This window comes from Streptomyces sp. CRN 30 (assembly GCF_034105845.1).
In genome coordinates, this window is the sequence record NZ_JAVRHI010000448.1 from 1 (window position 1) to 13069 (window position 13069).

A 13069-nucleotide genomic window follows, 5' to 3' on the forward strand; every position below is an offset into this window, starting at 1 on the left:
GGGCCGCCCGCGCGAGGCCGTCCGGGCCGCGCAGGCCGCGCAGCGCGCCGCGCGGCCGCTCGGTTCCGCGCGGCTGATGTCGCTGCTCGCGCTGCGCGAGGCGGGCGGCTGGGCGGGGCTGGCCGACCGCGTCGGCTGCGAACAGGCACTGGCCCGCGCGCAGGCCCTGTTCGAGCGGGGCCCGTGCGACGCCGACCCGGACTGGATGAGCTTCTACGGGGAGGGCGAACTGGAGGGACTGGAGGCGCAGTGCTGGTCCGCGCTGGGCGACTGGCCGCGCGCGGCCCGGCACGCACGCCGCGCGGTGGACCTCCAGGATCCGCACTTCGGCCGGAACATCGCCCTGTACACGGCGGAACTCGCCGACGACCTCGCCCGGGGCGGCCGTCCCGACGCCGCCGCGGCGGCCGGGCTGCGGGTGCTGGACCTGCTGGACGAGGTCGAGTCCACCCGCGTCCTGACGATGCTGGGCGGCACGGCCCGCGTTCTGCTCCCGCACCGCAGGGCGAGCGGGGTGTCGGCGTTCCTGCGGCGCCACGCGGCGCTCAGCCGCGCCCCGGCGTGAGGGGCCGGGTCAGCCCGCCAGGTGGCCGGTGTCGTTCCAGCTCTCGACGGCCGGCTCGCCGTAGGCCCAGCCGAGGACCGACAGGGAGGTCGGGTTGAGGCGGATGCGGGCCGCGAAGTCCAGGGGCAGGCCGAGCCACCGGGCGCCGATCGAGCGGAGGATGTGGCCGTGGGCGAAGACCAGCACGTCGCGGTCGGCCTCCCGGGCCCAGGCGACCACCTCGTCGGCGCGCGCGGTGACGTCCGCGACGCTCTCGCCCTCGGGGACCCCGTCCCGCCAGATCAGCCAGCCCGGCCGAGCCGCCTGTATCTCGGCCGGCTTCAGGCCCTCGTACGCCCCGTAGTCCCACTCCATCAGCGCGTCCCAGGTCTCGGCCCGGTCGCCGAAACCGGCCAGTTCGCACGTCTCACGCGCGCGCAGCAGCGGACTGGTGCGCACCTCGGCTCCGGCGACGCCGTCGAGCGGCGCGCGGTGCAGGCGCTCGCCGAGCAGTTTGGCGCCGCGCCGGCCCTCTTCCAGCAGCGGAATGTCCGTCCTGCCCGTGTGTCTGCCGGACAGCGACCACTCCGTCTGTCCGTGCCGGGCGAGCAGGATGCGCGGTGCCATGAAGGGGGCCTTTCCGGGTGCGTGCCGAGTGCGGTCCCTCCATCATCGCGTACGCCGCGCGGGGGCAACCCGGCGGGCGATCGCGGCGTCTATCAGGGCCGGGGGCGCTCCACCGCGCGAGGACGCGTACGCCGTAGAGTGACACGCCCGGCTCTCCCGGGTACCCGGGACGAACGCGACGCAGAAGGGGAGGCCGATCGGATGCCGCACGCCGACACACCGGGCACCGAGGCGGCCCCACGCCCTCGGCCGCGCTGGTGGACGGAGCTGCCGCTGATCGTCCTCGTCTACGCCTGCTACTCCGCGGGCCGGCTGCTGGTGCGGGGCGACGTCTCCGACGCCGTCGACCACGGCCTGGCCATCCTGCGCATCGAGAAGGCCCTCCACCTCAACGCCGAGCACCCCCTCAACCGTCTCTTCACCCATGAGCCCTGGCTGGGGGTGCCCGCCGACTTCTGGTACGCGTCGCTGCACTACCTGGTCACGCCCCTGGTGCTGGTGTGGCTGTTCCGGTCGCGGAGCGTGCACTACCGGGCGGCCCGGACCTGGCTGATGACGTCCACGTTCATCGGTCTGATCGGCTTCACCCTGCTGCCGACCTGCCCGCCGCGGCTGCTCGCCCCGGGCCACGGCTTCGTGGACACGATGGCCCACTACAGCTCGTACGGCTGGTGGGGCGGGGAGGCCAGCGCGCCGCGCGGGCTGGGCGGGATGACCAACCAGTACGCGGCGATGCCGAGTCTGCACGTCGGCTGGGCGCTGTGGTGCGGCTGGATCCTGTGGCGGCACGGCGGCACGCGCGCGACGAAGGCGGCCGGCGTGATCTACCCGCTGGTGACGACGATCGTGGTGATGGGCACCGCCAACCACTACTTCCTCGACGCGGTCGCGGGCGCGGCCGTGATGGCCGCCGGGCTGCTGCTGACCCCGTACGTGCTGCGGAACGCGGACCGGGCGCGGGCGGCGGTGTCGGTGCGGTTCGCCACGGTCCGGGCCGCGTCCCTCGCGCGGGGCGCCGGTGCCACGGGCGCTTCCGGTGGCGATGGGAGCGCTCCTGCGGTCGGCGGGATCACGCCGGTCGCCGGTGGCAGCGGCCCTGTGGTCAGTGGGAGTACCCCTGTTGTCAGTGGTGGGTGCGAGACTTCCGCGGGTGAGCGATTTCCACGCCAGCGCGACGAGCGGCCCCCGGCGGGAGCCGAACCGGACGCCGCCCCCGCGGACACGGGAGACGGCGCTCCGGCACCGGCTCGCTGAGCTGCGCGGCCCCGACGTCCCCCCGAAGGCCCTGGACGCCCGAGCCCTGGCCGCCCTCGCGGCCAACCCCGGGTGCAGACGGCGGGCGATCCTCGACGGCGCCGGGGTCGACAAGACCGGTCTGGCCGACGCGCTGGGCTCGCCGTCGGTCTTCGGCCAGTCCCAGTTCGCCTTCGTGCGGGGCAACGCCTTCGAGGCCCGGGTCAAGGGCGACGGCGGTGCCGAACTGCTGCGGCTGGTGCACGAGAAGCTCGACCGGCGTGCCGAGCCGCCCGGTGCGGCGCGGGTCCCGGACCTGACCGCGCCCGGCCCGCAGGGGCGCGCGGCCCGTACGGAGCTGGCGCTGCGGGAGGCGTCCGGCGCGGGGACGTGGACACTGCTGGACCACCCGATGCTCGCCCTGGACGTGGCCGGCTCCCCCGCGTTCCTTGAGCCCGACGCGGTGGTGGTGCACCCCGACGGGGACTGGACGGTCGTGGAGATCAAGTCCTTCCCGATGCTGGACGGCGCGGCCGACCCGGCGAAGGTCGGCGCCGCCGCCCGGCAGGCCGCGGTGTACGTGCTGGCGCTGGAGGAGGTCGCCGCGCGGCTGGACCCCGCCCCGCGCGTGCGCCACCGCGTGCTGCTCGTCTGCCCCAAGGACTTCTCCAACCTGCCCACCGCCTCCGCCGTCGACGTGCGCAAGCAGCGCGCGGTGACCGGTCGGCAGCTGGCCCGGCTCACCCGGATCGAGGAGATCGCCGACACCCTGCCCGAGGGCACCTGTTTCGCCCCGGACCGCCCGGCCGAGGAGCTGACCGCGGCGGTCGAGGCGGTGCCCGCGGCGTACGCGCCCGAGTGCCTGTCCGCGTGCGAGCTGGCGTTCCACTGCCGCGCCCGGTCCCGCGCGGCCGGTGCGGTGACCTCGCTCGGCCGCGCGGCCCGCGCGGAGCTGGGCGGGCTCGACACGGTCGACGACGTCCTCGCGGCGGCCCACGGGGAGGCCGGGGACCCGGACGACCCGGCGGTGGCGGCGCTGCGGCGGGCGGCCGTGCTGCGGGCGGAGGCCCTGGAGACCGCGGCGACCCGCGCGGGGATCACCCCGGGGACCGGTCCCGCGGGCGCGGAGGCGAGGGAGGCCGTGTGTCGCTGATCAGTACGCTCGCCCGGCTGGAGGCGGTCCGCAGTGACCGGGCCCAGCCCGCCGCCACCGTCCGCCACCGGCATCTGTCCGACCGGCCGCTGGTGCTCGTTCCGCTGGTCACGGCCGGTGAGGTGGGCGCGCCGCTCGGCGCGCTGGTCGGCACGGACCGGGACGACCCTCGGCTGCTGGTCGTCCCGCAGCCCCGCGACCGCGACCTGCGGTTCGCGTTCCTGGCGGAGCTGGCGGACGTGGTCCTGCCGTACATCGACGCCTGCGCGGAGGCCGTGGAGCCCGCCGAGCGCACGGAGACCGACCCGGAGACCGGCAAGCGGGTCAAGGTGGAGGTCGAGCTGTGCGCGGACGCCGCGCAGCTGATCGTGCCGAGCCGCGCGGGCGTCGACCTGGTCCGGCTGCTGGGCCGCTCGATGCGGTTCCGGCGTACGGCGGAGCAGGACCCGGAGGCGCCGCACCCCGCGCCCCCGCGCGTGCCGCTGCTCGGCCGCTGGCTGACGCACTACGGGGAGCGTGCCCGGGTCCCCGGCTCCGCGCTGCTGCTCGCCATGACCGAGCTGCTGGGCCGGCACTGGGCGACCGGGCAGTCCTCGCTGGAGGACCAGCACCTGGGGGCGCTGCTGGCGTGGATCGACCCTCCGGCGGGCGGATCGGGCGCCGAGGCGGCGCTCCGCGCGGAGCTGGACCGGGACGCGGACGGGCAGCTGCGGCACCCGCCCGCGGGCCCGGCGACCGACCCGGCGTTCGACAACCGGCTGCTGGCCCCGGCGATCGAGCGGTTCGACCGGGCCCGCACCGCGCTCGCCGCCGCCGAGGACGGCCTGGAGGCGGACGAGCGGTTCGGCGCGGTGGGCGCCGCCGCGCGGGAGGTCCGCGACCTGGTGCACAGCCGTACCCGGCCGACCTGGGATGCGGTGTGGCACGGCCTCGACCTGCTGCGGGCGCTGCCCGCCGGGGAGCGGGCCGAGGAGCGGTGGACCCGGGACCGCTGGTCGTTCACGGGGCACCGGGACCGGATCGTCTCCGGCGAGCCCCCGCAGCCGCGCCGCGACGACGCGGTCACCGCGGCGAACAAGCTGGCCACGCGCGAGCGCGAGCAGGCCCGCCTGGAGGCGCAGGAGGCGCTGGACGATCCGCTGGTGATGGCCGGGCGGCGGCTGGCCGGGGAGGCGTTCGCCGGGGAGGTCACGGACGTGGTCATGGCGTACGGCGAGGGCAAGCGGCCCGCGCCGAGGCCGCTGGTCACCGTCCGTACGGACGACCGGCCGCAGTTCGGGGAGCGCGCGAGGGTCCACCGGTCGCTGGGCGGCAGGCCGCAGGCGGCGGAGTTCGTCGAGCAGGTGGACGAGGGCGTGTTCGTGCTGCGGATCGTCGACAAGATGGGCCGGGGCAAGGAGCCGGAGGCGGGGTCCGTGCCGGAGAAGGGCGACCGGGTCTGCTTCACGCTGTTCGAGCACGAGCAGCGGGGCGGGGCGAAGCTGCCCGATCCGGAGCGGACGCCGTGGACCCACGGCGGTCCGCCCGGCGAGGAGGCCGCCGTGCCGGAGGCCGCCGATCCCGTGACCGAGGAGGACGTCCTGTGACCACCGAGGCCGTGAGCGACGGGGCGGTGGCCGGCGAGGCCGTACGGGCGGCCGGTGAGCGGGAGCCGTTCGATCCGGGGGCCGAGGCGGCCCGCGCCACCGACGCGATCCTCGCCGACACGCTGCACGGCGGCGAGCGCGGGGTGGTCGTGGACTCCCCGCCGGGCGCGGGCAAGTCCACCCTGGTGGTGCGGGCGGCGCTGGAGCTGGCGGCGGCGGGCCGGCCGCTGATGGTGGTCGCGCAGACCAACGCGCAGGTCGACGACCTCGTGCTGCGGCTCGCCGAGAAGAACCCCGAGCTGCCGGTGGGGCGGCTGCACAGCAGTGACACCGACCCGTACGACAAGGCGCTGGACGCGCTGGAGAACGTACGGAAGTCGGCGAAGGCCGCGGACCTCGCGGGGCAGGCGGTCGTACTGTCGACCGCCGCGAAGTGGGCGCACGTGAAGGTCGACGAGCCGTGGCGGCACGCGATCGTCGACGAGGCGTACCAGATGCGGTCGGACTCGCTGCTGGCGGTGGCCGGGCTGTTCGAGCGGGCGCTGTTCGTCGGGGACCCCGGGCAGCTGGACCCGTTCTCGATCGTGGGCGGCGAGCAGTGGGCGGGGCTGTCGTACGACCCGTCCGCGTCGGCCGTGACCACGCTGCTCGCGCACAATCCGGGGCTGCCGCAGCACCGGCTGCCGGTCTCGTGGCGGCTGCCGGCGTCGGCGGCGCCGCTGGTCTCGGACGCGTTCTATCCGTTCACGCCGTTCCGCAGCGGTACGGGCCATGGCGACCGGCGGCTCGCCTTCGCCGTGCCGTCGGACGGGTCGGGGCCCGACCGGGTGATCGACGAGGCCGCCGTGTCGGGCTGGGGGCTGCTGGAGCTGCCCGCGCGGCGCACGCCGCGCACCGACCCGGAGGCGGTGCGGGCGGTGGCGGCGGTCGTCCGCCGCCTTCTCGACCGTGAGGGTGCGGCCGTCTCCGAGCGGTCGCCCGATCCGGTGCCGCTGACCGCGGCGCGGGTCGCCGTCGGGACGGCGCACCGGGACCAGGCGGCGGCGGTGCGGGCCGCGCTGGCCGGTCTCGGTGTCACGGGGGTCACCGTGGACACGGCCAATCGGTTGCAGGGACGGGAGTACGACGTGACGGTCGTGCTGCATCCGCTGTCCGGCCGGCCCGACGCGACGGCGTTCCATCTGGAGACCGGGCGTCTGTGTGTGCTGGCGTCGCGGCATCGGCACGCGTGCGTGGTGGTCTGCCGGGCGGGGGTCGGGGATCTGCTGGACGACTATCCGTCCACGGAGCCGGTTCAGCTCGGCACGGCCGTGAAGTTTCCTGACGGGTGGGAGGCGAACCACGCGGTGTTGGCGCATCTTGCGCGGCATCGGGTGGGGTGGCGGCCGTGACGCCGGGGGCGGTGGAGTGCAGGGCGGGTCTTCGCTCGCGGGGCGGGTTCTCGGGCGGGTGCGGGTGCGTCGTGGCTTGTCTTGCGCCGTTCCCCGCGCCCCCTTCAGGGGCAGGGGTGCACCGTCTAGCGCGAGGTGCGGGTGCGTCGTGGCTTGTCGCGCCGTTCCCCGCGCCCCTTTCAGGGGCGGGGCGTGGCAGGGGTTCGAGTGTTGGTGCGTCGTGGCTTGTCGCGCTGTTTCCCGCGCCCTCTTCAGGGGCGTGGGGCGAGGCGGTCTTGCGGGGGGCGGGACAATGGACGGTGGCCCATTCCCCCCGACCGGGTCATGTGCGACGTACGAGGAGGCACGACATGGCGGAGCCAACGCCGCGTCACCACGAACCGCGGCTGCGCCCCGCGCCCCTGCTCTTCGAGCCCGCGGCGGCCGCCGCGGACCCCGAGCACTTCTTCGACCTGGAGTCGATCGACGACCCCCGCACCCTGCTGGACCGGGCCACGGAGCTGACCCAGGCGTTCCGCGCGGCGACCGACCGCGCGGTGGAGTTCCAGGCCATGGCGGCGGCGCAGCTCGCGGACCCGAGGAAGTTCGACCGGCTGACCGCGGCGGACATCGCCGAGCGGGCCGAGTGGACCGAGGACTACGCCAAGAAGATGGTGGAGTTCGGCCGGAGCCTGCTGCGCGGCGGTGAGAGCGGTGAGAACGGTGAGAACGGCCGGGGGCCGGTGGACTTGCTCTGACGCCGGGCTCGAACTGGCGATCGGCATATGCCAAGGGGGTGGGCCAAGATACCGTCCCGCCCCGGCCCGTGTCTCCGGTTCCCACAACCCAGGGAGACGCTCCGCTCACAGCGGGTAGACATGTGCGCCATGAGCAGCACTCCGCACGTCACGCATGTCACGTCGGCCGGCGCGGCCTGGCTGGCCTCCGCCGGCGCCTATCCGCGCAGCACGCTCGCCCTGTGGGAGGAGCGCCCCAAGGCCCCGGTGGTGCTGCCGTGCGGCCACGCCTTCGACGTGGTGAGCGCGCCGGGGATCTTCGGGCGCCGGATGCTGGACCGGATGTGGGGCGAGGGCCCGGGTTCGGGGCCGGTGGCGGAGTACCGGGGCCGCATTCTGCTGTTCACCGCGCCGGGCACCGCCCAGCGGCTGCCGTCGCTGCTGGAGTGGGAGGAGTGGGGCACGCGCGGCCGCGCCGACGGCCGTACGGGCGCCCTCCCGCCGCTGCTCTGCCACGGCACGGGCGACGCGGTGACCGTCCCGGCCCCGGCCGGCACCGACGGCCCGGCCTCCCGCTGGCTGGTCGCGCCGGACACCCGCCAGCCCTGGCTGCCGGGCCCCGAGATCCTGCTGTGGGCGGCGGTCCGGGCGGCGCGGGCGGCCGTGCGGATATCGATTTTTCCTCCCGCTGAACTGGATGCTAATGTCTACGACGTCAGCAGGCGCCGCTAGCTCAGTTGGTTAGAGCAGCTGACTCTTAATCAGCGGGTCCGGGGTTCGAGTCCCTGGCGGCGCACAGACAGTGAAAGGCCCCTCGCGCGAGCGAGGGGCCTTTCACGTGTCCGAACCCGCGTCCGTCGGACGTTCGCCGCGTGCCCGTCGGGCGGGGGCCGGGTCAGCCGGGGGTGATCTTCACCGTCCAGGCGCCCGACACCGTCCGGCCCTCCACCTCCACCCGTACGCCGTCCCCCGGCACCGTGAAGCTCTCGCCGAGTGCGACCGGCGCGTCGGCGAGCGGCGGATAGACCGAGTCGCCCCAGCACGCCTCGGTCCGGGGATGGGCGTCGACCACCTCGACCGGGCCTCCCCCGGACTCCGTCCTGGCGCGCACCCGGTACACCAGCACCCCCGCCCGGCAGGCGGCGACGTCGTTGCCGACCGGGCCGCGCGCCTCGAAGGCGAGGGCCTCACCGGACCCCGTACGGACGACGGCGAGCTTGGTGCCCCGGCCGAGACCGAAGGCCGGCGCGCCCGCCGCGCCCGTCATCGGCACCCCCGGCCCGGCGCCCAGCGGCTCCAGCGTGAGCCGGACCGGACCGGCGCCCCGGACGCAGGCCACCTGGCGCGGCTGGAGCCAGCCCAGCTTCCACTTGTGCCAGCCGAACAGGTCCGGCGCGAGCCCGAACTGGCTGCCCATGAGATCCCAGTCGCCGACGTGGGTGTCCCATTCGCCGGCGCCGTCGACGGGCCGCCGGTACAGGTCGGGCAGGTCGAAGACGTGGCCGGTCTCGTGGGCGAGGACCAGCCGGTCCGGCGGATGGTTCTCGAACACGGTGACGATCCGCCGGAGGTCGGTGCCGTCGGCCCGCAGCGGCGCCCGGAGGTTCACGACCTTGGTGGCGTCGGAGTCCACGCCGGGCGCGTCGGGGTCGGCGACCAGGTAGACGACGTCGTAGCGGGAGAAGTCCACGTGCCGGTCGGCGGCGGCGACGGCGTCGCGCAGGTAGGCGGCCCGGTGCTCGGGGCTCCAGTCGCGGCGTATGGCGTACTCCGTGGACGGCCGGGGCATGGCGGTCCAGTGCCGCAGCGGGTGCGGGCGGAGCGTGAACTTGCCGTAGGAGGCGCGCTGGAAGAAGCGGGTGGTGGCCGGGAAGTGGTCGGCGGCCAGCCGCCGGGGGGTGGCGCGGGGGCGGGAGTCGGGGAAGGAGAGGAAGACCATCACGGCGTCCAGCGCGCGGGACGGCTGGGGATAGGCGGCGTTCCAGGTGTCGAGGCCCTCGGAGTGGTGGGCGTCGGTGCGTTCCAGGGCGCAGGGGGCCGGTGAGAACGGTTCGGCGACCGAGGGGGCGGTGACCAGGGAGGTCGCGGCGAGCGCCGCCATGGTGGTGGCCACGGCGGCGGGCTTGCGCAGTCTGGAGCGGGCCCCGCCGCCCGGCCCGCCGGTGGCGCCGAGCGCCTTGAGTGCTCCACGGGGAAGTCGCCTCAGGGGAAGCGGGCGCGGCACAGGGACCTCCGGGGCGGTTCGTCGGACACCGCACCCAGCTTGTGCATGTTTGTCGTACTACGCCCTGTTCGCCTGCATCGGACGGGTGAGCCGTTCGCAGATTGGCGAAAGAGCCCCCCTCCGCCCCCTCACACAACGTCACAACTGGTCGGAGGTGTTTAGGACCCGGCCAAGTACGAGCAGAAACGATCTGTCAGGAGGGTCCGCGGAAGCCGGTAGCCGCCCCACGGCTGGAAGGGCCGGGAGCCACCCTCTATGATCGGCACACTTTCCTGCACGGACAGAGATCGAGGCACTGCGGGAGCTAGCGGTGAGCGGAACGTCCGAAGGGCCGGCGCCCGCGGCAGACCTCGACAGGTCGGCCGTCACAGAGAGTGACTTCGAGTCGGCGCTCAGTGGTGCGCGCGAGCGCCGCACCGAGCCCCCCACCTACCGTTCGGTCTTTACGGCGGCCCCGCTCGCCATGGCCGTCGTCGACCCCGACGGGACGGTCGTCAGCGCCAACGACACCCTCGGCGAGCTGCTCGGCACCACGCCACAGGCGCTGCTCGGGTGCGCGGCGGCGGACCTGGTGGACCTCGCCGCGGACACCCGGGCCTGGCGGGCCTACCGCGAGGTGCTGAGCGGCCGGCAGTCCCGGCTGCGCTGCACGCGGCGGCTGAAGCGCCCCGACGGGCAACTGCTGTGGGCGCAGGTCACGGTGGCCCCGCTGGCCGGGGACGCCCCCGGGCTGCTGCTGTCCGTCGCGGACATCAGCGCCCGGCACGAGCTCCAGGCGCGGCTGCGCCACCTGCAGATGCACGACCCGGTGACCCGGCTGCCCAACCGGGCGCTGTTCTTCGAGCGGCTCACCACCGCCCTGGAGCCGGAGTCCTACGAGGGCGGCACCGGCCGGATCGGGCTGTGCTACCTCGACCTGGACGGCTTCAAGGCCGTCAACGACACTCTGGGCCACCGCGTCGGCGACCGGCTGCTGGCGGCCGTCGCCGAGCGCCTGACGCACTGCGCCGAGGAGTCCTCCCGCTCCCGGGTCGGGACGCCGCTGGTGGCGCGGCTCGGCGGCGACGAGTTCGCGCTGCTGGTGGAGGACTCGACAGGCACCGATCAACTCGCCGACCTCGCCGAATCGGCGCTGACCGCGCTGCGCGAACCCGTCGACATCGCCGGACGGCTGCTTTCGGTCACCGCGTCGGTCGGCGTCGTGGAGCGGCACGCCGCCGGTACGACGCCGACCGCGCTGATGCAGGCCGCCGACACCACGCTGTACTGGGCCAAGGCCGACGGCAAGGCCCGCTGGACGCTCTTCGACCCCGAGCGCAACGCGCACCGCATGACCCGGCAGGCGCTGGCGTCCACGCTCCGCCCGGCGATCGAGCGCGGGGAGTTCGCCCTCGAATACCAGCCACTGGTGGGCATGGAGGACGGGCGGCTGCGGGGCGTCGAGGCGCTCATCCGCTGGAATCATCCTCAGTTCGGCGTACTGGCGCCGAATCGGTTCATCGCACTGGCGGAGGAGGACGGTTCGATCGTCCCGCTGGGCCGGTGGGTGCTGCGTACCGCCTGTGAGCAGGCCCGCAGCTGGCAGCTGGCGCACCCGGACGAGGAGCCGATCTTCGTCTCCGTCAATGTGGCGGTGCGTCAGGTGTGGGACTCCGACCTGGTCGCCGACGTGGCGCGGACGCTCGCCGAGACGGGCCTCGCGCCGGAGCTGCTGCAACTGGAGCTGACGGAGTCCGCGGTGATGGGCTCGGCGGGCCGGCCGCTCCAGGCACTCCAGGCCCTGAGCGACATGGGTGTGCAGATCGCCATCGACGACTTCGGGACGGGCTACTCCAACCTCGCCTACCTCAGCCGGCTGCCGGTGTCGGTGCTGAAGCTGGACGGGTCCTTCGTACGGGGGTTCCAGTACGAGGGCCGGGCCGCCGAGCGCGACGCGGCCGACGCGGAGGCCGCCTCGGCCAGCCCGGCCGACGAGGTCATCGTCGAGGCGATGGTGCAGCTCGCCCACCGGCTCGGGCTGAGCGTCACCGCGGAGTGCGTGGAGACGTCGGACCAGGCGAGGCGGTTGCGGCGGATCGGCTGCGACACCGGGCAGGGCTGGCTGTACTCCCGCCCGGTGTCACCGGACCGCATCTCCGAGCTGCTGGACGCGCCGGGCGGCCCGGAGACCGGGGTCCAGGCGGGCGTCGGCAAGCCGTAGAGGGGGTACGGGATCAGGTCGGCGTCGGCAGCCCGTAGGCGTCGGCGATCAGCTCGTAGGAGCGCAGCCGTACGTCGCCGCCGTGCGCGTTGGCGGTGATCATCAGCTCGTCGGCGCCGGTGCGCTTCTGGAGGTCGTCGAGGCCGGACCGGACGGCGTCCGGCGTGCCGTGGATGACGTTGGCGTTCCAGGAGTCGATGAAGTCCCGCTCCAGCTCGTTGAACGCGTACGCCTCCGCCTCCTCGGGCGTGGGGACGAGCCCCGGCCGCCCGGTGCGCAGCCGCACCATGTTCAGCGCGGCGGCCAGCACCTGGCGCCGCGCCTCCTTCTCATCGTCGGTGGCGAGCGCGGAGACGCCGATCAGGGCGTACGGCTCGTCGAGCACCTCGGAGGGGCGGAAGTTCTCCCGGTAGAGGTCGAGCGCCGGGACGGTGTTCTGCGCGGAGAAGTGGTGGGCGAAGGCGAACGGCAGGCCGAGGGTGGCGGCCAGGCGGGCGCTGAACCCGGAGGAGCCGAGCAGCCAGACCGGCGGCCGGTGCGGGGACTGGACGCCGCCCGGGGAGGTGGCCTGCACGGGGCCCGGGACCGCGTGGATCTTCGCGTACGGGTGTCCGTCGGGGAACTCGTCGTCCAGGAACCGGATCAGCTCGACGAGCTGCTGCGGGAAGTCGTCGGCGCCCTCGTGCAGCCGGTCGCTGCGGCGCAGGGCGGCGGCGGTCGCCCCGTCCGTGCCGGGCGCCCGCCCGAGCCCGAGGTCGACGCGGCCGGGGGCCATGGCCTCCAGCGTCCCGAACTGCTCGGCGATGACGAGCGGGGCGTGGTTGGGCAGCATGACGCCGCCCGAGCCGAGCCGGATGCGGTCTGTGTGGGCGGCGAGGTACGCCAGGATCACGGCGGGCGAGGAGGAGGCGACGCCGGGCATGGAGTGGTGCTCGGCGACCCAGTAGCGGTGGTAGCCCCGGCTCTCGGCGAGCCGCGCTATCTCCACGCCGGTGTTCAGGGCCTCGGTGGCGGTCCGGCCGGCGCCGACGGTGACCAGGTCCAGGACGGAGAGGGGAACGGGTGCGGTGCCGTGGGCGGTGCCCCGGATTTCCTCTACGGCGTCTGTGGACATGCGGCGGTGCCTCCTGCTCTGCGTTGGCGTCGGGTTTTGCTTCGCCCGATTTCCAACGGGAGGGGGAGGTCGGCTATTCCCTGGCCGGCTGCCGGGTCTCAAGGGAGTGGAGGAAGGCGGTGAACGAGGAGCCACGGAACGTGAGCGCGGCTCGGGCAGGGATCTTCGAGTCGCGGACGGCTATGTGAACGCCGAGGTCCGCTATCTCGACGCAGGCGTTGCCGTCACCGCCGCCGGAGTAGGACGACTTCTTCCAAGTGACCGACGTTGCCATAACGGGG

11 protein-coding genes, 1 tRNA gene and 1 pseudogene are annotated in these 13069 nt (G+C 74.7%); 9 read left to right on the top strand and 4 right to left on the bottom strand.

The window, feature by feature from the left end; genetic code table 11:
- Positions 1-565, top strand: a pseudogene (locus tag UW392_RS50490) (hypothetical protein); the annotation flags it as partial.
- Between the two features lie 9 nt (positions 566-574).
- Here the strand turns inward: UW392_RS50490 and UW392_RS50495 are convergent.
- Positions 575-1171 carry a histidine phosphatase family protein gene (locus UW392_RS50495; protein WP_320782162.1) on the bottom strand — a complete coding sequence of 199 codons (597 nt, stop codon included), beginning with the start codon at positions 1169-1171 and terminating at the stop codon, positions 575-577.
- Between the two features lie 201 nt (positions 1172-1372).
- Between UW392_RS50495 and UW392_RS50500 the strand changes: the two genes are divergently transcribed.
- From UW392_RS50500 to UW392_RS50530, 7 genes are all read left to right on the top strand, one after another.
- On the top strand, positions 1373-2425 hold the full coding sequence (locus tag UW392_RS50500) for a phosphatase PAP2 family protein (RefSeq protein ID WP_320782163.1): 1053 nt from the start codon (positions 1373-1375) through the stop codon (positions 2423-2425).
- Complete coding sequence (locus UW392_RS50505; protein ID WP_414497541.1) at positions 2322-3557, top strand: hypothetical protein; 1236 nt, start codon at positions 2322-2324, stop codon at positions 3555-3557. Before UW392_RS50500 ends, UW392_RS50505 begins: the two co-directional genes overlap by 104 nt.
- Complete coding sequence (locus UW392_RS50510) at positions 3548-5143, top strand: hypothetical protein (protein WP_320782164.1); 1596 nt, start codon at positions 3548-3550, stop codon at positions 5141-5143. Before UW392_RS50505 ends, UW392_RS50510 begins: the two co-directional genes overlap by 10 nt.
- Before the next feature lie 26 nt (positions 5144-5169).
- A complete protein-coding gene (locus tag UW392_RS50515; RefSeq protein ID WP_320782317.1) occupies positions 5170-6534 on the top strand; it encodes an AAA family ATPase in 1365 nt (454 codons plus the stop codon).
- 350 nt (positions 6535-6884) lie between these two features.
- A complete protein-coding gene (locus UW392_RS50520) occupies positions 6885-7271 on the top strand; it encodes a hypothetical protein (protein WP_320782165.1) in 387 nt (128 codons plus the stop codon).
- A 129-nt stretch (positions 7272-7400) separates the two neighbouring features.
- Complete coding sequence (locus UW392_RS50525) at positions 7401-7982, top strand: bifunctional DNA primase/polymerase (RefSeq protein ID WP_320782166.1); 582 nt, start codon at positions 7401-7403, stop codon at positions 7980-7982.
- Positions 7973-8046, top strand: a tRNA-Lys gene (locus UW392_RS50530). The genes UW392_RS50525 and UW392_RS50530 overlap by 10 nt, the downstream gene beginning before the upstream one ends.
- Before the next feature lie 99 nt (positions 8047-8145).
- On the opposite strand, the gene UW392_RS50535 is transcribed toward UW392_RS50530, so the two are convergent.
- Positions 8146-9474 (bottom strand): M6 family metalloprotease domain-containing protein, encoded by a 1329-nt coding sequence (locus UW392_RS50535; RefSeq protein ID WP_414497542.1) that lies wholly within the window; start codon positions 9472-9474, stop codon positions 8146-8148.
- A gap of 310 nt (positions 9475-9784) precedes the next feature.
- Here UW392_RS50535 and UW392_RS50540 point away from each other — a divergent pair, with 310 nt between their 5' ends.
- Positions 9785-11674 (top strand): putative bifunctional diguanylate cyclase/phosphodiesterase, encoded by a 1890-nt coding sequence (locus tag UW392_RS50540; RefSeq protein ID WP_320782167.1) that lies wholly within the window; start codon positions 9785-9787, stop codon positions 11672-11674.
- 13 nt (positions 11675-11687) lie between these two features.
- On the opposite strand, the gene UW392_RS50545 is transcribed toward UW392_RS50540, so the two are convergent.
- Both UW392_RS50545 and UW392_RS50550 read right to left on the bottom strand, forming a co-directional pair.
- Positions 11688-12788, bottom strand: coding sequence for an LLM class flavin-dependent oxidoreductase (locus UW392_RS50545; RefSeq protein WP_320782168.1), 1101 nt, complete (start codon positions 12786-12788; stop codon positions 11688-11690).
- A 73-nt stretch (positions 12789-12861) separates the two neighbouring features.
- A complete protein-coding gene (locus UW392_RS50550; RefSeq protein WP_320782169.1) occupies positions 12862-13062 on the bottom strand; it encodes a DUF397 domain-containing protein in 201 nt (66 codons plus the stop codon).
- Positions 13063-13069 lie beyond the last annotated feature (7 nt).